This window comes from Desulforadius tongensis, from assembly GCF_016907915.1.
Lineage (GTDB): Bacteria > Bacillota > Desulfotomaculia > Desulfotomaculales > Desulfohalotomaculaceae > Desulforadius > Desulforadius tongensis.
Genome location: NZ_JAFBCW010000011.1, coordinates 28,535 through 48,259, shown reverse-complemented (window position 1 = coordinate 48,259; position 19,725 = coordinate 28,535). Strand labels below are relative to the sequence as shown.

Annotated in this window: 24 protein-coding genes; 17 read left to right on the top strand and 7 right to left on the bottom strand. The window is 42.2% G+C overall.

Annotated elements, in window-relative coordinates:
- The first annotated feature begins 25 nt into the window (after positions 1-25).
- The 7 genes from rbr to JOC37_RS06010 all read left to right on the top strand — a co-directional run bounded on the left by rbr (position 26) and on the right by JOC37_RS06010 (position 6,677).
- A complete protein-coding gene (rbr, locus tag JOC37_RS06040; RefSeq protein WP_204617117.1) occupies positions 26-559 on the top strand; it encodes a rubrerythrin in 534 nt (177 codons plus the stop codon).
- Positions 560-573: 14 nt separating this feature from the next.
- On the top strand, positions 574-900 hold the full coding sequence (locus JOC37_RS06035; RefSeq protein WP_204617115.1) for a rubredoxin-like domain-containing protein: 327 nt from the start codon (positions 574-576) through the stop codon (positions 898-900).
- A gap of 159 nt (positions 901-1,059) precedes the next feature.
- The gene (locus JOC37_RS06030) at positions 1,060-2,070 is read left to right on the top strand and encodes a CapA family protein (RefSeq protein WP_338017345.1); all 1,011 of its coding nucleotides are present in this window, start codon (positions 1,060-1,062) and stop codon (positions 2,068-2,070) included.
- A gap of 166 nt (positions 2,071-2,236) precedes the next feature.
- A complete protein-coding gene (locus JOC37_RS06025; RefSeq protein ID WP_204617113.1) occupies positions 2,237-3,649 on the top strand; it encodes a sugar ABC transporter substrate-binding protein in 1,413 nt (470 codons plus the stop codon).
- A 61-nt stretch (positions 3,650-3,710) separates the two neighbouring features.
- Positions 3,711-4,676 carry an ABC transporter permease subunit gene (locus JOC37_RS06020; RefSeq protein WP_204617111.1) on the top strand — a complete coding sequence of 322 codons (966 nt, stop codon included), beginning with the start codon at positions 3,711-3,713 and terminating at the stop codon, positions 4,674-4,676.
- Positions 4,677-4,692: 16 nt separating this feature from the next.
- Positions 4,693-5,559, top strand: a complete 867-nt coding sequence (locus JOC37_RS06015) for a carbohydrate ABC transporter permease (protein ID WP_204617109.1) — start codon at positions 4,693-4,695, stop codon at positions 5,557-5,559.
- A gap of 20 nt (positions 5,560-5,579) precedes the next feature.
- Positions 5,580-6,677, top strand: coding sequence for an ABC transporter ATP-binding protein (locus JOC37_RS06010; RefSeq protein WP_238480787.1), 1,098 nt, complete (start codon positions 5,580-5,582; stop codon positions 6,675-6,677).
- A 160-nt stretch (positions 6,678-6,837) separates the two neighbouring features.
- Here JOC37_RS06010 and JOC37_RS06005 read toward each other — a convergent pair whose 3' ends face one another.
- Positions 6,838-7,215 (bottom strand): hypothetical protein, encoded by a 378-nt coding sequence (locus JOC37_RS06005; protein ID WP_204617105.1) that lies wholly within the window; start codon positions 7,213-7,215, stop codon positions 6,838-6,840.
- A 53-nt stretch (positions 7,216-7,268) separates the two neighbouring features.
- Between JOC37_RS06005 and JOC37_RS06000 the strand changes: the two genes are divergently transcribed.
- Positions 7,269-7,430, top strand: coding sequence for a hypothetical protein (locus tag JOC37_RS06000; protein WP_204617103.1), 162 nt, complete (start codon positions 7,269-7,271; stop codon positions 7,428-7,430).
- 24 nt (positions 7,431-7,454) lie between these two features.
- Positions 7,455-7,700 carry a hypothetical protein gene (locus JOC37_RS05995; protein ID WP_204617101.1) on the top strand — a complete coding sequence of 82 codons (246 nt, stop codon included), beginning with the start codon at positions 7,455-7,457 and terminating at the stop codon, positions 7,698-7,700.
- Here the strand turns inward: JOC37_RS05995 and JOC37_RS05990 are convergent.
- The 5 genes from JOC37_RS05990 to JOC37_RS05970 form a co-directional block, all read right to left on the bottom strand.
- The gene (locus JOC37_RS05990; RefSeq protein WP_204617099.1) at positions 7,697-8,950 is read right to left on the bottom strand and encodes a BaiN/RdsA family NAD(P)/FAD-dependent oxidoreductase; all 1,254 of its coding nucleotides are present in this window, start codon (positions 8,948-8,950) and stop codon (positions 7,697-7,699) included. The two genes, JOC37_RS05995 and JOC37_RS05990, sit on opposite strands and share 4 nt — an antisense overlap.
- A gap of 113 nt (positions 8,951-9,063) precedes the next feature.
- Positions 9,064-10,203, bottom strand: a complete 1,140-nt coding sequence (gene nrfD, locus JOC37_RS05985) for an NrfD/PsrC family molybdoenzyme membrane anchor subunit (protein WP_204617097.1) — start codon at positions 10,201-10,203, stop codon at positions 9,064-9,066.
- Positions 10,204-10,257: 54 nt separating this feature from the next.
- Positions 10,258-11,040, bottom strand: a complete 783-nt coding sequence (locus JOC37_RS05980; RefSeq protein ID WP_204617096.1) for a 4Fe-4S dicluster domain-containing protein — start codon at positions 11,038-11,040, stop codon at positions 10,258-10,260.
- Positions 11,041-11,066: 26 nt separating this feature from the next.
- Positions 11,067-12,620, bottom strand: coding sequence for a [FeFe] hydrogenase, group A (locus JOC37_RS05975; RefSeq protein WP_204617094.1), 1,554 nt, complete (start codon positions 12,618-12,620; stop codon positions 11,067-11,069).
- Positions 12,621-13,168: 548 nt separating this feature from the next.
- A complete protein-coding gene (locus tag JOC37_RS05970) occupies positions 13,169-13,357 on the bottom strand; it encodes an indolepyruvate ferredoxin oxidoreductase subunit alpha (RefSeq protein WP_204617092.1) in 189 nt (62 codons plus the stop codon).
- A gap of 194 nt (positions 13,358-13,551) precedes the next feature.
- On the opposite strand from JOC37_RS05970, the gene JOC37_RS05965 reads away from it, so the two are divergent.
- The 5 genes from JOC37_RS05965 to JOC37_RS05945 all read left to right on the top strand — a co-directional run bounded on the left by JOC37_RS05965 (position 13,552) and on the right by JOC37_RS05945 (position 15,430).
- On the top strand, positions 13,552-13,899 hold the full coding sequence (locus JOC37_RS05965) for a hypothetical protein (RefSeq protein ID WP_338017344.1): 348 nt from the start codon (positions 13,552-13,554) through the stop codon (positions 13,897-13,899).
- Positions 13,900-14,048: 149 nt separating this feature from the next.
- A complete protein-coding gene (locus tag JOC37_RS05960; protein ID WP_204617088.1) occupies positions 14,049-14,507 on the top strand; it encodes a hypothetical protein in 459 nt (152 codons plus the stop codon).
- 20 nt (positions 14,508-14,527) lie between these two features.
- Positions 14,528-15,034 carry a hypothetical protein gene (locus tag JOC37_RS05955; protein ID WP_204617087.1) on the top strand — a complete coding sequence of 169 codons (507 nt, stop codon included), beginning with the start codon at positions 14,528-14,530 and terminating at the stop codon, positions 15,032-15,034.
- A 14-nt stretch (positions 15,035-15,048) separates the two neighbouring features.
- On the top strand, positions 15,049-15,231 hold the full coding sequence (locus tag JOC37_RS05950) for a cap-binding protein (RefSeq protein ID WP_238480786.1): 183 nt from the start codon (positions 15,049-15,051) through the stop codon (positions 15,229-15,231).
- A gap of 1 nt (position 15,232) precedes the next feature.
- Entirely contained in the window at positions 15,233-15,430 is a 198-nt protein-coding gene (locus tag JOC37_RS05945; protein WP_204617083.1) for a hypothetical protein, read from the top strand.
- Between the two features lie 125 nt (positions 15,431-15,555).
- Here JOC37_RS05945 and JOC37_RS05940 read toward each other — a convergent pair whose 3' ends face one another.
- Positions 15,556-15,831, bottom strand: coding sequence for a zinc-ribbon domain containing protein (locus tag JOC37_RS05940; protein ID WP_204617193.1), 276 nt, complete (start codon positions 15,829-15,831; stop codon positions 15,556-15,558).
- A 248-nt stretch (positions 15,832-16,079) separates the two neighbouring features.
- On the opposite strand from JOC37_RS05940, the gene adhE reads away from it, so the two are divergent.
- The 3 genes from adhE (at position 16,080) to JOC37_RS05925 (ending at position 19,606) form a co-directional block, all read left to right on the top strand.
- The gene (gene adhE, locus JOC37_RS05935; protein ID WP_204617081.1) at positions 16,080-18,689 is read left to right on the top strand and encodes a bifunctional acetaldehyde-CoA/alcohol dehydrogenase; all 2,610 of its coding nucleotides are present in this window, start codon (positions 16,080-16,082) and stop codon (positions 18,687-18,689) included.
- Between the two features lie 365 nt (positions 18,690-19,054).
- Positions 19,055-19,309, top strand: a complete 255-nt coding sequence (locus JOC37_RS05930; protein ID WP_204617079.1) for a hypothetical protein — start codon at positions 19,055-19,057, stop codon at positions 19,307-19,309.
- Positions 19,310-19,387: 78 nt separating this feature from the next.
- Positions 19,388-19,606: a hypothetical protein gene (locus JOC37_RS05925; protein WP_204617077.1), complete on the top strand. Its 219-nt coding sequence runs from the start codon at positions 19,388-19,390 to the stop codon at positions 19,604-19,606.
- Positions 19,607-19,725: the final 119 nt, after the last annotated feature.

Genomic DNA, 19,725 nt, shown 5'->3' with positions numbered 1-19,725 from the left:
ATATACAATAAGGGGGTTTTAAAAAATGAATTTAAAAGGAACCAAAACCGAGAAAAACTTAATGGCATCTTTTGCCGGTGAAAGCCAGGCCCGCAATAAGTACACATACTTTGCCAGCGTGGCTAAAAAAGAGGGTTACCAGCAAATTGCCGCAATTTTTGAAGAGACGGCGGCCAACGAGAAAGAACATGCCAAGATGGCTTTAAAATTCTTAAATGGTATTGGAAGCACCAGGGAAAACCTGAAAGCGGCAGCGGAAGGCGAAAATTACGAGTGGACGGAAATGTACAAAGAATTTGCCGAAACTGCCCGGGCTGAAGGCTTTGAAGAAATAGCTGTTTTCTTTGAAAACGTGGCTGAAATTGAAAAAGATCATGAGGAAAGATTTAAAGCCCTGTTAAGGAATCTAGAAGAGGGCAGAGTATTTAAAAAAGATCAAGCAGTGGTGTGGAAATGCCGTAACTGCGGGCATATACATACCGGCGTGGAAGCACCGGAAAAATGCCCCACCTGTCTGCACCCGCAGGCTTTCTTTGAAATGAAAGCGGAAAATTATTAAGGGGGAGAATTTTTATGTGGAGATGTACCGTCTGTAACTTTACCATGGAAGGTGAAAGTTTACCGGAAAAATGCCCCAAGTGTGGTGCCCCGAAGGATAAGCTGGTTGTTTTAGAGGAAAAACAAGCGGAGCTGGTAAAGAGATCCCAAAAAACTAACGACCTGCATATGGAACTGGCCGGTTTAATGGACAAGGTTTTGGTGGTGGCCAAGGAAGGGGAAGAAGACAACCTGGATCCAGGCTGTGTAAAAGTATTCCAAACAGCCCGGGAACAGGCCGTCATCATAAAGCAGATGATTAAAGCTGAACTGCAGGGACATGTAAATAAAGGCAAGTGGTAAACAGCTGGTGACAGACATGTTAAAGCCCCGTAATCCGCTGCGGATTACGGGGCTTTAACATGTCTGCCGTCAGAAAATGTTGTTATTTTTTAGGCATTCATTTCCTTCTCGCGCATATACATAAAAAAGGAAGAAATTACCATTAAAGGAGGAAGTGCAGTGCCTTATATTATGAGCTTTTTGATTTTTTTTAGTGCCGCCATGCAGCCGATGGGGGAACAAGTTACAGCGGCTCTTCCTAAAAACATTGTTATAGTTGTCACGGCAGTGGGTGACAACACCATTGGCTGCGACGTTAACTTTGGCTACGACGGTTCCTTTAATCAAGCAATTGATGTTAACGGGATAGATTATCCCTTTAAAAAAGTGGCCGCTATCTTTAAAAATGATGACCTGACCATTGCCAACTTGGAAACCACTTTAACCAATGCCGTGGTGAGGGCAGATAAGAAATTTGCCTTTGCCGGCAAACCGGAATATGGCGGCATACTGGTTTCCGGTGGGATTGATGCAGTTAACCTGGCAAATAATCACACCATGGATTACCTGCAGCAGGGCTATGCAGATACCGTGGCAGTTCTTGATGCACTGGGCATAGGCTATTTTGGAAATAACATCAAGTTAATTAAGCGGGTAAAGGGTGTTAACGTGGGTATGCTGGGTTACCGGGGTTGGTGGGACAATCAGAGGATAAAAACACAAATTAAAACCGACATAGCCAGTTTGAAACAGCAGGCCCCGGTGGTAATAGTTAGTTTTCACTGGGGCGAGGAGCGGGCCAACTATCCCAACAGCGTGCAGAAAAATTTGGGCCGCTGGGCCATAGACAGTGGGGCCGATTTGGTACTGGGCCACCATCCCCATGTGATCCAGGGAATTGAAAATTACAAGGGTAAAATAATTGTTTACAGTTTAGCAAACTTTGTATTTGGAGGAAACAAAAATCCCAGCGATAAGGATACATTTATCTACCAGCAGGAATTTATTGTCACTCCCGCAGGGGAAGTAAAAAAAGGGGTGGTAAAAATTATTCCTGCATCTGTATCTTCGGTGCCGTACCGCAATAATTACCAGCCGGTGGTGCTGGAAGGGCCGGAGGCGAAAAGAGTGCTGAACAGAATTAGGAGTTATAGTAATGCGCTGGAGTACGGGATTAAGAAAGTAGAATAAAAGGGGGCTTGGGCATGTGGTGCGGCTCAACTGGTGAAACCTGTATAGATTTGAAAATAATACTTGTTTTATGTATACTATTGTTTGGGCAGGCTTTAAATTCAATATAATTAAATAATTAACGTTGATACAAGTTGAAAAAATATCTGTAATGGGAGGGTATTTTATGAGAAAAGTTATGGGTGTTTTTTTGGCTTGTATATTTATTTTTAGCCTAATGTTATCGGGCTGCGGGGAAAATGCAGGAGAAAAATCTGCACTTGAAGGTTCCGGGGAAATCGAAAAGGTAATTATTTCGGTTGAGTCTAAAGGGTCACCTGCTGACTCAACAAGAGGGACAAATATCGTTGAAGCTGCTAAGGAGTTAAATAAGATCTTAGAAGAAAAGAATGATAATAGAAGGGTTGAAGTCATACATAACCATGACTCCACGGGCGGAGATGATGATTTCAATAAAAAATTTTTTCTCGCTTGGCAGAGCGGGAAAGGTGCTGATATATTGGTAACGGGACATAATAACGTTGCCTTATATGCTGAAGGCGGTTATGTTCTTCAATTGGACGATTTAATTACAAATTCAGAATTTAAAAAGTATCTGGATGAGATTTATCCAAATTTATGGGAAGCTGCAAAGTATAACGGAAAAACATATGCAATTCCACAAGATGCTGAAACGAGGCCGATATATTTCAGAAAAGATGTATTAAGGAAAATGGGCTGGACGGAAGAGCAAATCAATGAACTTCCGGAGAAGATAGAAAATGGGGAATTCTCTTTGCAGGATATGGTAGCGTTGGCTAAAGAAGCGAAGGATAAGGGACTGGTAAAATGGGGGATATATCACAGGCCCACTAATGGTGCGTTTTTTACAATGATGGTTAAGGACTTTGGAGGAAAAGTTTATGATGATAAAGAGGAAAAAATAGTACTTGATAAAAAGGCGGTAATAGAAACATTAAAATTCTTTAAAGACATCGCCCGGGACTCTAAGGTTACTCCCAGCGGTATGACTGCAGCAGAGTGGAAAGGAATACACAAGGATTGGGTTGAAGGGAAGGTATTATTCTGGTTCGGGGGAACATGGCACTGGGCCGAATACCAGAAAGTTCCTTATCACAGCGAATTAGGAAAATTATCCGAAGAATATATGTTTGATAATATGGGTTATGCTTTAACTCCGGCTGCTAAAAAAGGTGGGGAACCTATTACGCTAACTCAACCTTATGTGTATATGATAAACAGCAAAACAAAACATCCTGATTTGGCTTTTGCGCTGGCCGCCATTGCATCAAAGCCTGAATATAATGCAGTGCATGCTGTGGAAAGCGGGCATCTGGCTATAAGTCCTGCTACAGCTAAACAGCCCAAATATGAGGAAAATAGATTTCTCGCATCTGTTTCTTATATGCTGGACTATACTATCACTCAACCTAACACTTCCTTATGGAACAAGTATACAGGAGTATTATATAAAGCGGTACAGGCTGTGGAGTTAGGAAGACAAACTCCAGAAGAAGCGGTAAACTGGATGGAAGAGCAGCTTAAAAATGACCTGGGAGATAAACTGATAATAATGTAGTAGTTATTAAAAGTTGGGGGATATCCCCCAACTTTTAAAATGAAAAAAGGGGGGGGTTGTAGTGGCTCCGGTAACTGAACGGTCAGTAATGTTAGAAAGGGATGCGCAGCTTGAAGAAAAAAATTTGTTTCAGAAACTTAAAGATACCTGTCAAGCTGCTTCCTTTCTTGCTCCCTTCTTAATTATGATAATTCTATTTTTCGCTGTGCCGGTAATATTAACTGCTGTTTTAGCCTTCTCGGGAATGGATTTTAAACTCCAGTGGAATTTCGTAGGTTTGGATAACTTTATCAGAATTCTTAAGGATCCGGTAATACCTCAGGTTGCTGCTAATACTCTTGTATATGTGGTATTTACCTGCATCATAAATGTGGGTTTTGGGTTTTTGCTGGCGGTAATGACAGCTTACTTTATTAAAAATGAAAGCGTGGGCCTGTTTTTTAGAACATTATGGTTATTGCCTAGGATGACACCATCTGTTGTGTATGCTCTGTTATGGATATGGTTTTTGGAACCCACGGAAAATGGCATGCTGAATATTATTTTTAAAAGTCTATTTGATATGCAGCCTCATAACTGGATACAGGATAATCCAATGAAAGTAATCATATTTGCAAACGGGATGATAGGTGCATCTTTCGGTATGATTGTTTTTTCGGCAGCAATAAAATCAATTCCAGAAGATTATTTTAGGGCGGCAATGGTTGATGGAGCAAATGACTTCCAGATAATAAAAAATATTATAATCCCGTTTTTAAAATGGCCAATAATGTTTGCAACAATTTGGCAGACTCTGTCATTATTAACATCTTATGAATATATACTCCTGCTCACTGACGGGGGACCTCTATTTGATAGTGAAGTGCTGTCGTTATTTGCTTACCACAAGGCATTTGCAAATTTTGAATTTGGATACGGAGCGGCAAGTGCGATGGTACTCGTTATTATAGGTGCGCTCATAACATTGCTGATGCTTAAGCTCTTTGGATATGAAAGAATGATGAATCCCTCAAAACTAGGTAATTAAAAAGGGAGGGAGAAAGTTGGGATTAATCCAAAAAGATAGACTGGAAACAATAATCCCCAGGGTTATGGTGTATGTAGTCCTTGTCATAGTGAGTTTACCTTTATTTATCGCCTACGGATGGTTGTTTTTAAATTCATTGTCTGATGGAGCTTTTGGGGGAATAATTCCGAATAAATTTACATTGCAAAACTGGAGGTTTCTTTGGAGTGAAGTAAGAATAGGGACGACTGCTTTTCAAAGTATATGGCCCATAACATGGAATACATTTGTGCTGGCAGCAGGAATAACTGTTATTGAAATATTGATTGCTGCCTTATCTGGATTTGCATTGTCCAGGATGAAATTTGCAGGAAAAGATTTGATAATGAAATTAACGATATTTTTGCATGCATTCCCGGGAGTAGCGCTGTTAATTGCTTTATATATTGTGCTTCAAAAATTAAATTTACTTGATAAATTATTAGGAGTTATATTAGTTAAAGTTGCTTTGGAGCTGCCTATGGCAACATGGATGATGAAGGGGTTCTTTGATGGTATTCCCTGGGATATTGAATGGGCGTCTTATATAGATGGATGTAATCGCTTACAAACATGGTGGAAGATTATAATTCCCCAGCTGAAACCCGGAATAGCTGCGGTGGCAATTTTTGCATTTATGTCTGGTTGGTCTGAATTTATATATGCCTTTACATTTATATACTCTCCTGAGAACTATACACTGGCAATTTACCTTAAAAATTTAATAGGAGATTTCAAAATGTTAGATTATGGCCTCTTATGTGCGGCAGGTTTGTTTTATATGATACCTACTATCCTTTTCTTCATATTTTCCCAGAAGTCACTTATGAAGGTGTCATTCGGTGGAGTAAAAGGCCCGAATTAATAGAATGGGAGGTGGTATCATTGAAGGTTATCTTTGAAAATGTTACTAAAAAATTTGGGAACTTTACGGCAGTGGATAATTTAAATGTGAAATTTAAAGATGGCGAATTTGTGGCTTTATTGGGCCCCAGTGGATGCGGAAAAACCACTACATTATTGATGATTGCAGGAATATATAAACCCAGTTCAGGGAAAATAATGTTCGATGATAAAGTGATGAATGATGTACTGCCGAAGAATAGAAATATAGGTATGTGCTTTCAAAGTTATGCATTATACCCTCATATGACAGTATTTGAAAATATTGCCTTTCCTTTAAAACTGAAAAAAATGTCCAAGGATGAAATTAAGAAAAGGGTAATGCAGGCTGCTAATAAAGTTGAAATAGGACATTTACTGGATAGAAAACCGGGACAATTGTCAGGGGGACAGCAGCAGAGGGTATCTCTGGCAAGGGCGCTGGTTAAAGAACCGCAAATAATGCTCTTAGATGAGCCGCTGTCAAATCTTGATGCCAGGTTAAGGATAAATATGAGGGCAGAAATAAAAAAATTGCAGAAAGATTTGGGCATAAATATGGTGCTTGTAACACATGATCAAACGGAAGCATTAACTATGGCAGATAGAATTGCAATTATGAATAACGGAAAATTGCAGGATTTTGATATACCTGAGGAATTATATGAAAACCCCAAAAATTTATTTATTGCAAATTTCATAGGTAATCCTCCGATGAACTTTATAGATGTGGAACTTGTAGAAGAGGAGGGTAAATATTTTGTAAAAAATGAAGTAATTAAGCTGGAGCTGCCGGAAAGTTCAAGGGAGCGGTTTGATTTTTCTTCATGTTCAAAGCAGCTGGTACTGGGTATACGCCCCGAGGATTTAACAATAACTGAATCTAAGTGCAATACACTGCAGGCGGAAATTTATGTTGTAGAACCTTTAGGAAGAGATAAGCTGGTTAATGTCGTTATAGGAGAAAGAAAATATAAAATAATTGCACCTCCAAAGTTTAATGCAGACACAGGGGATAAAGTCAATATTTCATTAAACTTTGCTAAAATCCATCTATTTGATAAAACTAGTGAAGGTTCAATAAGAAGAAATAGGGTATAAGTTGGGGCTGGCACGTGTTATTGGAGCAGTTGTTTTGTAGTTAATTATATTGCTTTTTACGGTTGTTTAAAATCATGGGATGTAATGCAGGGAAATCCTGTATATATCCCATGATTTGCCAAGCACATGGGCCTGTGGTGCGGTAAAGAACTTAATTAAATTAAGTGCGTTCTATTTTGCCGAATACTTCTCCACACCGGCAGCCGTAAGTTACAGTATCCCAGGTATTTCCCTCACAAATACTTAGTATTCGCACCTTTGAATCGGCGGAATATAAATTTTCATTACAACCGGGACAGCTGCTGCCGGTAATAAATTTTTTAGGCTTTATTGCTATACAACCGGAGCGGTTAATTTCTGCAGTACAATTATGCAGATTAAGTTTAGACAGGCGGTATTTTTTTAAAATACCTTTTAAAGCTGCCAGCATAGCTGACCTGGCTGTGCTGCTTTGCACCGTTAGAAAGGTTGTTAGTGCCGTTTCGGCACAGCGGCGGTCTTCCATTGTGGGGAGTAAATAAACTGTTGACTTTTTCATATTATTGATATTATTTCCAATAAAGCAGTTAAAGATGCACTGGAGGGTGACAGTTGGCAGAAGCATTACTGGTGGCCATGGGCAGCAGCCAATTAAATGAAGCCAAAGCAATTGCTGCTCAAAGCACGGTTATCGTGTTTGGTACAATGGATAAAACCGTGCTGGAGCAGGTAAGAGAGGAAAATATGCGGGTATATTTTTACCGGACTGGCTGAGATAATGAAAGAAAAGTGGTTGCCGTGGGCAACCTGGATGCTGTTTGGCTGTTGACGGAGGAAGCAGGTGATATGAAAGATTTACAAGCACAGTTTGGACAATATTTTAGAGAAAAGTGGCACCGGGTTGTGATGGGGGCAGAGAAGTCCTTTGACTATCACAGGGATTGGAACGCTTACTTTTCGGTATCCGGTTTCCGGGAGTGTGCTGAAAACCTGTATCTCTCAGATTTAAATTTATCCAGGGCATATAACGTGTTGGTAGGTTAGAGGCCAAGTTTACCTTTTGTTTTTTCCGCGGCACTTTTACCGCTTAAATAACCGGTGGAAAAAGCAATTTGTAGGTTGTATCCTCCTGTTAAGGCGTCCACATCAATAACTTCTCCTGCGAAGTACAACCCCTGAACCAGTTTTGACTCCAGGGTGGAAGGGTTAATTTCACCGGTGCTGATCCCACCGCTGGTAATTATGGCTTCATTTAGCGGCCTGGTTCCGGTTACCGTCAGCTGCAGACTCTTTAAGGTGTGCACCAGGGTAAGACGTTCTTTTTTGGTTACTTGATTTACCACTTTGCTGCTGAGTCCGGTGAGCTTTATTATCACCGGTATTAATCTTTTGGGCAGCAGATCATTGAGAGCGTTTTTAACCTGTTTATTTATGTATTTGCGGAAATCCCTTTGTATACGCTGGTCCAACTGCTCATCTGATAAGGCTGGTTTCAAATCAATAAACAATTTTACTTCACTGCGGGCATTTTTATTTAGCAAACTGCTGAGGGAAAGAATTATTGGCCCGGAAACTCCAAAGTGAGTAAAGAGCATTTCGCCGAACTTACTGGCCACTGTTTTTCCACCGGCGGTTAAAGTGGCGGTAACATTTTTTAAAGTTAATCCCTGCAGCTCTTTTACCCAACTTTCCCCGGTCACCAGGGGGACCAGGGCGGGCTTGGGCTCGATAACGGTATGTCCCAGCTCCCCGGCCAGCTGATACCCGTCCCCGGTGGAACCGGTGTGCTGATAGGACATTCCGCCGGTGGCTATCAGCACATTGTTACAATTGATCTGTTCATTGTTTTTTAGCAGCACCCCGGTCACCCGGTTGTCCTTGGTCAGTATTTTTTTGGCTGCGTTATTATACCTTATATCCACCCTGCTTTTTTTTAAATATCGTTCAAAACCTTTAATTATATCGCTTGATTTATCGCTTTCCGGAAAAACCCTGCTGCCGCGTTCAATCTTTGTTTTAACACCCAGATTATTTAATAATTCCACCAGCTGGTAGTTGTTAAAGGTGTATAGGGCGCTGTATAAAAATTTTTTGTTAGTGACTATATTGTCAAAGAAATCTTCCATATCCCCGTAATTGGTAACGTTGCATCTGCCCTTACCGGTGATATATAATTTTTTACCTAGTTTTTCGTTTTTTTCGATTAACAGTACCTGCAGACCTTTTTGAGCTGCTGTTGCAGCGGCCATCATACCTGCCGGGCCGCCGCCGATTACTACCAAGTCATAATGCATAAATACTCCTCCATACAGCAATATACATTATTATAGCTTAATATGACTTAATTACCGATATTATACACAAAAAAAAATCCGGGGTTTTAACCCCCGGAATTTTTTAACATATTTTACGCCGCTTCGTGTTCTTCATGATGACCCAGGATGTTAAAGTTTTCTACAATGAAGCAGTATGCCAATATACCACCTGCTACCAGACCGGCACTAACCACAATTTCCGTCCAGGCCGGAATATAACCGGGACCATAGTAGTTGACCATACCGGTAATTACCACATTGAGACGGTTTACAACTACACCTAAAGCTGTTAATGCACCATAGGTTACTAAACCGCTTCTGGTTTTACCCCAGGGACTGATGAGTATAATCAAGGGTATAATTACGCCACCGATGGTTTCCAGTAAGAACATATTAGATTCCAGCCCGCCGGCAAATACATACTGCCAAGCGTCGCGGTTGCTGAAGTCGATGGCTTTTAGTGCCAGGTAAATCACCATTAAAGTTCCGCCAATTTTAGCCAACCCGCGCAGAACCTTAAGGTCAACCTGGTGGTTGTATGCCCTGCCGGCCAGTGATGTTTCCACAGCCACCATAGCCGGACCCACAAAGAACGAAGACATTAAGAAGAACAGCGGGATAAATGGTGACCACCACAGCGGGTGCAGTTTACCAACTTCAATCAGGTACAGTCCGCCCAGTGAAGACTGGTGCATAGTAGGCAGCAACACACCTACAATCAACAGGAACGGCATGATTTTTCTGAAAAATTTGTGCCATGGTTTGGCAACTCTTTCGGTAAGAATTTCACCGAACTCGATTACCTGAATGGTGGTATATAAGGATACGCACCAGAATACTTCGAACAGCACAGAGTGGTAGCCCCAAGATACGAAGGGACGCCAGAAGTTAAACCATTGACCGATATCCAGGAACAAACCGGCCATTACCAGTAAGTACCCGAGCATTGAGGTTAACATTGCACTGCGACCAATTTCATTAAACTTATTAATGTGTAAAATGTGTACGATAAGTGCTGTACTGTAACCACCACCGGCCAAAGCAACACCTGTCAACACGTCAAAACCGATCCACAACCCCCAGGGCCACTGGTCATTGAGGTTGGTTGTTGGCCCTAGGCCCACGATTAAACGCCATAAGGCAATGGCTGCAGCCATGCCAGCCAGGATAAATAGCAAAACCCTGGTCGGAGTTAAGCGAAAACTCCAACTTTGAGTATTAGTAGCCGCCAAAATTATAACCCCCTTTTATTAACTGGTTTATTATTTAACTGTGACTGTTGGCTACTACAGGTGTACGTCTTTTTTCTCCTCTTGGGCAATCTTATTACGCCGCTTGGTGTACAGATACATACCGGTTAACAATGAACCCCAGCCAACTATCACATACGGGGTGTATTTCAAGAAACTGTGACTGTATTCGGGCAGCGGTGTTGTGGTGACATCGGTACGGAAGCCTAACTGCTCAAAGGGCACGTCGGAAATATAAATCCAGTCTGTACCGCCGGCTTCTTTTTCACCGTAAATATGCTTAACGTATTTACTGTCACTTTCGATGGTTTTCTTGGCCAAAGCCAGAATTTCATCACGCTCACCAAATGTCATTACATTGGTAGGACAAACGCTGACACATGCCGGGGCTTCTCCTTTAGCCACCTTGCCCGAGCACATTTGACACTTAGTAACCAGCGGGAATGATTTTTCCCACTGATACTTGGGAATATCGAAGGGACAGGCCAGCATGCAGTAACGGCAGCCCACGCACAGGTGCGGGTAGTAAATAACAGGCCCTTCTTCTGTTTTTTGGAATGCCTTGGCAAAGCAGGCGGATGCACATGCTGGATGCTCACAGTGCAGGCACTGCTGTTTTACATAACGCCATACGGGCTGGCCGTCCTTCTCTGTTTTCTTGGCGGTAACGATAGTCCAGTTTTCATCGGTTAACTTGGGATTTTCGCCGATAGCGGGACTATCCTTTTCAAATTTATTATCGTTATATAATTTGCAGGCTACGGTACAGCTACCACAGCCGATGCACTTAGTTAAATCAACCAGTACACCTTTACTCATGTAATTTCACCTCCCAGTGGTGCTTGTTAACCTAATTTACTACCTTTGGCTGTCAACTTGTCGCCCCGGCTTGTATATTCTGTATGTAGTAATTCATGAGCTAAATGGCTGATGGGATGTTCCAAATATTTTTCGTAAAGAGCGAGAATTTCCGGGTTTTCATGGCTTAAACGCAGCTTATATGAAGCGTCCTTGGCGTAAAGGCTGGCAATACGCTTTTCACGCACTTCGTTGCTTGGGGGCAGTGCGGTACGCGGCTGCCCGCCGCCGCTGATACACCCGCCGGGACAGCACATAATCTCAATAAAGTGGTAAGGAGATTCGCCGCGGCGAACTTCATCCATCAGTTTACGAGCATTGCTCAGGCCATGAGCCACTGCAATTCTCAGTGTTCCCACGCCGGGAATGTCCAGGGAAGCTTCTTTTACGCCTTCCAATCCCCGTACCGGTTTCAGATTGAGCAGGCCTTCCGGTACATCCTGCTTGGTGAGTACAAAATAGGCTGTACGAACGGCAGCTTCCATAACACCGCCCGTGGCACCGAAGATTAAACCTGCCCCTGAGCCCGTGCCCATTAGCTGGTCGTATTTTTCCTCCGGCAGCTTGTTCAGGTCAATGCCTTTGTTTTTAATCATCCGGGCTAATTCCCTGACGGTGAGAACTGCATCCACATCGCGCATTGTTTCATCGCCGTGGTGTAAACCGGCATCATTCATTTCCGGGCGGGAACACTCAAACTTTTTAGCTGTACAGGGCATTATTGATACCGAGAAGATTTTCTTCGGATCGATATTTTTCTCTTTGGCAAAGTATGTCTTGATTAAAGCGCCAAGCATTTGCTGGGGTGACTTGGCGGAAGACATGTGTTCCAGCAGATCGGGGTAATAATACTCGCAGAATTTAACCCAGCCGGGACTGCAGGAGGTAAACTGCGGTAGAGGTGCCTTGCTCTTCTTGGTTATCCGGTTAATTAATTCGGTACCTTCCTCCATAATGGTTAGGTCAGCACTGAAGTTGGTGTCAAATACATAGTCAAAACCCAGTTTTTTAAGAGCGGCGACCTGCTTACCTTCTACCCATGAGCCTGCCGGCAGGCCGAACTCTTCACCAAGACCTACCCTGGTGGCGGGTGCGGTTTGAACAACCACTACAGTGTCTGGGTCTTCAATTGCTTCCAGTACCCGGGCTGTATCATCCTTTTCGGTGATAGCAGCGGTGGGGCACCATAGAGTGCACTGGCCGCAGTTTACGCATATTACTTCATCTTTAACCGGTAATTCGTAATGGCCAAATACAGTTTGAACCTTTTCACAAACCTCCAGGCATTGGCCGCAAAGGATGCACTTTTCGTCATCCCGCATGATAGATGGATTGTTTGGGTCGATGGGTACACGACCGCGCACTTGTGACGGATAAGAACTGGCTGCTTGATACTGCTGCGGCAGCCAACCCTTGCCACCCATGGGCTCTTTGGAACAGCCGGCCAGGGTTGCTGTGGCACCAACCAGGCCAAGGCTTCCGAACATTTTGAGAAAGCCGCGCCTGGTCATTTCTGTACTGCGTGCCTTTTGCTTATCCATAAAATTTTCCACCTCCGCCTTTATTTTTAATGGCATAGCCATTATAATGATTATTGCTTTGCAGCAAATTTTTGTCCGATTCTGATAATTAAAAGTTAATTTTAAATTTTATTTTTATTCAGAAAAAGAAATTTATTTCACATTCCTTCCCGCGTATAATTATGATTACTTAAACCCGCTGTTCCGCCATCATAACATGGCTACCATCCAACTAATTAGACAACCGAATGAAAAAATCCTCTTTTTCTGAATATTAAACTAAAATAAATTTTACTTTTCAAAAGCTCTGCTATTAATTTAAAATTTTATAAAGCTAATTCGAAAATATATTTATGCATTCGACAAATATAAAAGAGCTAATTGTGCAGCAGAATGAGCATTGATTGCTCTTAAGTTAATTTTAACATATATTTAATATATATTTAATATTATTTCATAAAAACGTTTATATTACATGTAAAATTATTATCAACCTATGAAACGGTAAAAGGCTGGAGATACAATCCCCAGCCTTTTAAGGCAATAAAAGATCAACCTGTATTAGTTAATTAAACTTCTTGAACTGTAGCAGCGCCGGTGGGGCAAACTTCTACACAGGTTTCACAGCCCATGCAGTCTGCAGCGTCACCGGCTACCTGTGCTTTACCGTCTACCAGCTCTAACAGGGTAGCAGGACAGGGATCTACACATGCGCCGCAGCCTTCACATTTGTCCACATCAATTGAAACCATGAACATAAATAGTCAGCCTCCTTTAAGTAAATGACTAATTAACAGACATCAACTATGATTATGCTATAAAATGTTGAAAAAGGCAAGAGTTAATGTGCGCAATTAATGCAGGTAAGTATTGTGTTTTTAAAAGGATATTGATGAATAATGTCCAAATATAAAGGGAGGGCTAAGGCTTACTAAATTGTGGGGGTGTAATGGTGTCTACAGATTATTCTCAACTGCTGGTGGGTAAGAGTGATAAGAAAGGTGAAGTGGAGTTTACCATTGCTGACGCAGACCTATTTAATAAGGATGTTAAAGAATTTACCGTGTTTTACAACATAGTGGAAGAATCCCGTTTTAAGCTGTTTCGCAATAATAAATTCGAACTGATATTGGTTCATGTAACTGAGGATTGGATGAGACAGGCTAAAATTGATATTAGTAAATATTCCGGACAATTAGCTGTTAAAATTACTTGGAATGTTCAGTGTGATACATTATCTGTTAAAGGATCCGGGGAGGAACAGTATACAACAGTTAAGGCTGTACAAATTGACAACTAAAGTGTTGAAGCGCTTTTTCAAATTTGATATTCTACAAGCAGTGTTAAAGAATTTACACTTAATAAACTGCTCTATGATGGCGGAGGGTACTATATCCAGCTGTGGGGTATAATTTTAATGCAGTAAAAATGAACAAGTAGGGGGACATTATGGAAAAACAACCGTTCGTTAAACAGAGATCTATTAAAGAAATTATTGAAGAGTATGGCGGCTCTGCCTACAGTCCCGACTTTGGCGCCTGGGCTGATCTGGGTTATGAAGAAAACGGTCAGGAATATAAACGAACCACCATGATTATAGGAAATCCTCAATGGAGCGGAGCCTTAGATTTAACCCAGGGAGATTACATTTGGAAATGGGCTTACGACCGTGAAAATGAATTGTACTTCCTGCTGCTTACTTGGCACAGCGGCCTGCGTTTGCCCATTGCTTTTGATAAAAAAGGTGCCGGTAAAATGTTATCGGATCCCGAAGCCAAAGGAAAATTTGATGTGATGGTGGTAGATCAACCGGTAATGCCCAATAATTGGGACCAGGGCAATTTGAAATTTACCGTGTTGTGGGATGTTGAATTTAAAAAGGCTAAAGGAGCATCCTGGCCTGAATAATTAATGCCGGAGGGTAGGGTATGGGTACTGATGATTCTAAAAGAAGAAAAAAATCTATCAGCAAAGGTTTGTTGAAAAGGATCGGCTTTTATATTAGAGACAATTCTATTAACGGTGAGTGCACGCAGGATAAAGAAACAATGGCCTATGCTTTGGGGTTAACCGAAGATACAGTGCGCAAAGTAATTGAACAGTTAAAAGCAGAAGGGTCAGTAATAGAAAAAGAAAATGAAAACCCGCTGCTGCCCAACTCTTATATTTATGTTGGTGAAGGTGCACCAAGTAAGCTGGTGGTTGAAGTGGGAAGAATGGGCGATAAGCTGATGCGGGTTTTAGAGGGTAAGGAATTGGATCAAGCATTAAAAGATATTATCTTGGATTACGATGCCAAAGTTAGGAACCTTTTATACGATATACAAGAGCAAACTAAGGAAGTGGAAGAATACAGGAGTTTTAAAAACAGCATTGTTAAGATAGTGGACGCGCCGGATGGATTAGTTCACGTTGTAGCCAAAAGAAAACCGTAAATTGAGGGACAATGATGACTGTATGGGAAGCAATCAAAAAATGGGAAAAAGACACCACTGTGTACCTGCACTACAGCAGGGAAATGAAAAACAGCGAGTATAACCAGGGGTTTGCCGATGGATTGGAGGCGGCTCTTACATCCCTTAGGTCTTACTTAAAAGAATGTGCTGATTACATAAGCCGGGAGGGGAAATAACGTGAGCCAATCTGTATACAGTGTGGTTAAATTGGTGAATAATGAAATTGATGATGTGGCTGTTTTTGATACAGAAGAAGCGGCAAATGAGTATGCCAATGAGCTTGCCGAAAGAGAAGAATACCAGCAGATAGTGGTAATGTGGACCAAATTAAATAACACTAATATGCAGGTAACGGTAAATGAAATGAGAAAGTAGTCAAAATAAAAAAACTCCGGGACTTTAGAGCCCTGGAGTTTTTTTGCTTGGTAAACATTTTTTAGTAAATGTTTAAAAAAGCAGTTTAAAGCAAAAACCGGCACGAAAAACGTGCTGGTTAATTTTTAGCGTCTGAAGCAGTCACGGCAGTAAACCGGACGGTCGCCGCTGGGGCGGAAAGGAACTTCGGTTTCGGCCCCACATTGTGCACAAACTGCAGGGTACATTTCACGCTCCCGGCGAAAACCACCGCTGTTTCTTTGTTTACGTGCTGCCCTGCACTGGGGACAACGTGCCGGTTCGTTTTCAAAACCCTTTTCGGCGTAGAAAGCCTGTTCGCCGGCGCTGAATACAAAATCCTCCCCACAATCCTTACAAGTTAACGTTTTGTCTGAATACACCAGAATCTCTCCCATTGAATGTACTCTCCAGAGATAATAGCCGTCAAACACTTCTCATCATCCCAATGGGAGAGAGCGGTTTGTATGCTGTTACTCATAGAGGCAAGACCAGTATATCTTAATTAACAATGAAATACAACTGTTTTGATAAAAATATTATTGCAAGAAAGTGGAAAATTGTTTTCCATACATAGCTGTTGAATGATCTGTAGAAAATATATGTCAAATAGTCCTTTGGAGGTGATTGTGTGAGCGAGCAGCAGGGCAGCCCGCAGGTAAATGCCGTCATTGATGGTTTGGTGAATAGAGCTATTGCTGCTAAAGATGAATTTATGAAATTAAATCAAGAGCAGGTGGACAAAATTGTTAAAGCCATGGCTTTAGCCGGGCTTGATAAGCATATGAAACTGGCAAAACTTGCGGTGGAAGAGACCAAAAGAGGGGTTTATGAAGATAAAATAACCAAGAACATTTTTGCCACAGAATATATTTACCACAGCATCAAGTATGAGAAGACGGTTGGAGTTATAAATGAAAATGAAGAAGAGGGTTACTATGAAGTGGCGGAGCCGGTGGGTGTGGTGGCGGCGGTGGTGCCGGTTACTAATCCCACTTCCACAACCATGTTTAAAGCCCTTATCTGTGCTAAAACCAGGAACCCAGTTATCTTCAGCTTTCACCCCGGTGCACAGCGGTGCAGTGTCGAAGCTGCACGGGTAATGTATGAAGCCGGGTTAAAAGCGGGGGCACCGGAAAATTTTATCGCCTGGATTGAGGAACCTTCTATTGAAGCTACCCAGGCTTTAATGCATCATTTTGGCGTTTCGCTAATTTTGGCCACCGGCGGTGCTAAACTGGTGTGTGCTGCTTACAGTGCCGGTAAGCCGGCATTGGGGGTGGGACCGGGTAATGTGCCATGTTACATAGAAAAATCAGCTAAACTAAGCCGGGCGGTTACTGATGTAATAATGAGCAAAACCTTTGACAATGGGTTAATTTGTGCTTCAGAACAGGCATTGATAGTGGACCGGGAAATTGCTGACCAAACGATACAACTGCTGAAAGCAAATAATTGCTATTTTTTAAATCCCCAGGAGGTAGAACAGTTAACCAAAATAGCTGCCAGCGAAGACTGCTGCCACATTAACCCGCAAATAGTGGGTCAGCCGGCCTGGGTAATTGCTGAAATGGCCGGTTTAACGGTGCCCAAGGGTACAAAGATACTGGTGGCGCCGCTGGATGGGGTGGGGCCCGATTATCCCTTATCCCAGGAAAAACTTTCCCCCATACTGGCCTTTTATGTGGTGGAAGATTATAAACAGGGCATTGAACGAAGTGTACAAGTGGTGGAGTTTGGCGGTTTGGGGCATTCCGCGGCCATCCATTCGGAAAATAAAGATGTTGTTCAAGAATTCTCCGATACCGTTCGTGTGGGCAGGATAATTGTAAATTCTCCCACCACCCACGGGGCTATAGGCGAGCTTTATAATACTAATGTACCGTCGTTGACTTTGGGTTGTGGTTCTTACGGCCGTAATTCCACTACCTCCAATGTGAGCGTGAAAAACCTGATTAATGTAAAAAGAGTGGCTAAGCGAAAAGAAAAAATGCAGTGGTTTAGAGTGCCGGAACGGATTTATTTTATGCCCGGTTCGGTACAATATCTTACTAAAATGCCTGACATAGAAAGAGCGCTTATTGTAACAGATAAAATAATGGTAGATTTAGGTTACGTTGATAAAGTGGCCTATCATTTGCGCAAACGGCGCAATCAGGTGGCCATAGAAGTGTTTGACCGGGTGGAACCGGACCCACCGCTGGAGATGGTGAAAGATGGCGTTGAATTTATGCGCCGGTTTAAGCCGGATACAATAATAGCCCTGGGCGGTGGTTCGGCCATAGATGCGGCCAAAGGTATGTGGCTGTTTTATGAGCACCCGGAGGTGGAGTTTGAGTTCTTAAAATTAAAGTTTTTAGATATTCGCAAACGTACTTATAAATATCCTAAGCTGGGACGCAAGGTAAAAATGGTGGCCATTCCCACCACCAGCGGCACCGGGTCTGAAGTAACGGCATTTACTGTAATTACCGACCAGGGCCGGGAAATAAAATACCCGTTGGCAGATTATGAATTAACTCCTGATGTGGCCATAGTAGATGCGGATTTTGTAATGTCAATTCCATCCAAGGTAACCGCTGATACAGGGATGGATGTACTGACCCATGCCATTGAAGCCTATGTGTCAGCCATGGCATCGGATTATACCGACGGGCTGGCGATGAAAGCAATAGAATTGGTATTTAAATACCTGCCCAAGGCCTACAGAAACGGGGATGATGAAGAAGCACGCGTTCGCATGCACAATGCTTCAACAATAGCGGGTATGGCCTTTACCAATGCTTTCCTGGGTATTAATCATAGTTTGGCCCACAAATTAGGCGGGCAGTTCCATATCTCTCACGGCCGGGCCAACGCTATCATGCTGCCCCACGTGATTGAATATAACGCATCTTTACCCACTAAGTTTACATCATTTCCCAATTATGAGCACTATGTGGCACATATTAAATACCAGGAGATTGCTAAAAGATTAGGTTTACCCGCCGGCACCCCCGCCGAAGGGGTAACAAGTCTTGTCAATGCTGTAAAAGATTTAATGCAGCAGCTGGACATGCCTGCTACAATTGCTGAATGCGGAGTGAAACCCAATGAATTTGCCCCGGTGGTAAATGTTCTGGCCGAGAGGGCCTTTGAAGACCAGTGCACCACCAGCAACCCGCGCATGCCTTTGATCAGCGAGCTGGCTGAGCTGTACGTTAAGGCTTACGGGCAGCCGCTGCCTGACTTAGCGGGATAACCTTTTCAGGATACTCAGTAAGATGCCATTTTTCAGGATAGAAAAAATCCCGTCGCTTACTTGACGGGATTTTTTTCCATTGAGGGGATTTTTTCCAGCCCCACGGCACAAAGAATTTCATCCAGCAGATCTTTATTGATTTCAAAAATGTCAATGGTGTCACCGGTTTTCAGAATGCGTCACCCCCCTCGAAATTTTAAGACTTTATCATCATATGCTTAAGGAATAAAAAATAGTACCGAAATGAATGTAACATTTTTTGGAAAAATATGATACTGTATTAGATGCTGTATTATAGATAAAGCAGGATACTATATCAAAATTGTTGAATTTTACCTGGAAACAAATTGAGGAAGGTGGAAAATATGTCAACAACAATTGATGTAGAAAAGTTTGTAAAGGATCACCAACAGGAGATTGAGCATCTGGTTAACATTGCTCTCAACCGGGCGGGGGATATTGTAAACAAGAGGGTAAGCACCGGGGAAGTTAAACCCAATTTACAGGAGGTTTTGCCGTTGATGCTTTATGAAATTCTAATTACCCATACCACTTCAACCCTGAGATTGGCTGCCGAAATGATGGAAGAAAGCCTGCGAAATAACAATAAAGATAATTAAATTTTTAATAAAAAGCCCTGGACAAAAACACATGTTTGGTATAATATATACCAAACATGTGTTTTGGGAGGGCGCTGTATGATCCAATCCGTTTCGTCCGTTTCACGCAAACAGCCGCTGCTCACAGCCAACAGACGTTTGATTAAAATACGCAGGGTTAAACTTAATTTAGTCGACCGGGCGGCTGCTTGGTTGGAAGCAGAAGATACTGATCTGGCCAAAATATCGGCGTACGCGGTTTGCCTGCTTTCTGGATTAGTTATTACCGGGCGGGTACTGGAACTTTTAATCAAATGAGTAAGATTAAAGATATTATGTATATATTGTAAATAATGACAGTGATAACCTGCCGATTTTTTCACAATACCTGTATACTTAATATATAGTTATTAATAATTTAATATTATTAGGAGGCG

Bases quoted from the DNA above. Each gene is read 5' to 3' on its own strand.
- rbr (WP_204617117.1), top strand. From the start codon at position 26: ATGAATTTAAAAGGAACCAAAACCGAGAAAAACTTAATGGCATCTTTT.
- JOC37_RS06035 (WP_204617115.1), top strand. From the start codon at position 574: ATGTGGAGATGTACCGTCTGTAACTTTACCATGGAAGGTGAAAGTTTA.
- JOC37_RS06025 (WP_204617113.1), top strand. From the start codon at position 2,237: ATGAGAAAAGTTATGGGTGTTTTTTTGGCTTGTATATTTATTTTTAGC.
- JOC37_RS06005 (WP_204617105.1), bottom strand. From the start codon at position 7,215: ATGAAAAAGTCAACAGTTTATTTACTCCCCACAATGGAAGACCGCCGC.
- JOC37_RS05990 (WP_204617099.1), bottom strand. From the start codon at position 8,950: ATGCATTATGACTTGGTAGTAATCGGCGGCGGCCCGGCAGGTATGATG.
- JOC37_RS05980 (WP_204617096.1), bottom strand. From the start codon at position 11,040: ATGAGTAAAGGTGTACTGGTTGATTTAACTAAGTGCATCGGCTGTGGT.
- JOC37_RS05975 (WP_204617094.1), bottom strand. From the start codon at position 12,620: ATGGATAAGCAAAAGGCACGCAGTACAGAAATGACCAGGCGCGGCTTT.
- JOC37_RS05970 (WP_204617092.1), bottom strand. From the start codon at position 13,357: ATGTTCATGGTTTCAATTGATGTGGACAAATGTGAAGGCTGCGGCGCA.
- JOC37_RS05960 (WP_204617088.1), top strand. From the start codon at position 14,049: ATGGAAAAACAACCGTTCGTTAAACAGAGATCTATTAAAGAAATTATT.
- JOC37_RS05955 (WP_204617087.1), top strand. From the start codon at position 14,528: ATGGGTACTGATGATTCTAAAAGAAGAAAAAAATCTATCAGCAAAGGT.
- JOC37_RS05950 (WP_238480786.1), top strand. From the start codon at position 15,049: ATGACTGTATGGGAAGCAATCAAAAAATGGGAAAAAGACACCACTGTG.
- JOC37_RS05930 (WP_204617079.1), top strand. From the start codon at position 19,055: ATGTCAACAACAATTGATGTAGAAAAGTTTGTAAAGGATCACCAACAG.
- JOC37_RS05925 (WP_204617077.1), top strand. From the start codon at position 19,388: ATGATCCAATCCGTTTCGTCCGTTTCACGCAAACAGCCGCTGCTCACA.